Source organism: Vibrio genomosp. F6 (assembly GCF_005146325.1).
Lineage (GTDB): Bacteria > Pseudomonadota > Gammaproteobacteria > Enterobacterales > Vibrionaceae > Vibrio > Vibrio cortegadensis.
In genome coordinates, this window is sequence record NZ_SYUT01000116.1 from 1 (window position 1) to 974 (window position 974).

At 39.6% G+C, this 974-nt stretch carries 1 protein-coding gene; it reads left to right on the forward strand.

The window, feature by feature from the left end:
* Nucleotides 1-76 precede the first annotated feature (76 nt).
* On the forward strand, nucleotides 77-784 hold the full coding sequence (locus FCV43_RS19935; protein WP_136996156.1) for an SDR family NAD(P)-dependent oxidoreductase: 708 nt from the start codon (nucleotides 77-79) through the stop codon (nucleotides 782-784).
* The last annotated feature ends 190 nt before the right edge of the window (nucleotides 785-974 follow it).

Consider the following 974-nt stretch of genomic DNA (forward strand, 5'->3'; position numbering starts at 1 on the left):
CGCCATAGTCTCTTGTTAGCTGTATTTTCATTCTTAGTCTATGATTTATTTAATACTAGAGAGTGAGCATAAGCAATTGAAAATTCTTATTATTGGTGGGAATGGTGGCATTGGACAGGCAATTACTAGATATGTCAGAGACACATTCCCTACAGCCAAAATATTTGCGACCTACCGTTCAACGTTACCCGAAGATGAAGGAGTCGATATAACGTGGTTGAAAGTTAATGCATCATTAGATGCCGATGTAAAACACCTTGCAGAACAAATCTCGAATCTAGACATGTTGATTAACACCGCAGGTTTTCTACATGACGCAGCCAATAAGCCTGAAAAATCCATCAACGATTTCACACCTGAATTTTTTAATCAGAACTTGAGTTCAAACACCCTACCTACACTATTACTAGCTAAGTATTTTTCAAACCACCTAAAAGCCAAACACCAGACATACTTTATTTCACTATCAGCTAGAATCGGAAGTATTAAAGATAACCAAATTGGAGGGTGGGTTAGCTACCGTTGCTCTAAAGCAGCATTAAATATGGCAGTAAAAACGGTTAGTATAGAATGGCAATTTAAATTACCTAACTGCTGTGTTGTTGCGTTTCACCCCGGAACCACTGATACAAATCTATCCCAGCCTTTTCAAAAGAACGTACCACCGAACAAGCTCTTTACAACTGAATATGTGAGCCAACAACTGTTCAAGATAATTAGTAAAATTCAGCCTTCAGACACTGGAAAATTCTATAGTTTTACTGGCGAAGAACTACCTTGGTGACGATATACAGCTAACGCCGCGTTAAGTGGTGAGCAATGCTACCACTGCACTCAAGACATTATGCCATAAACACTGATGCATATCTTTGAACTGAAGCCGCCAAGCGTTGCGAATCCGTCTTAAACGCTTTGTTATATTGCCCGCACGACAGAGCCAAGTTTAGCGCCAAGGTGCTGAATTGGTTACAAAT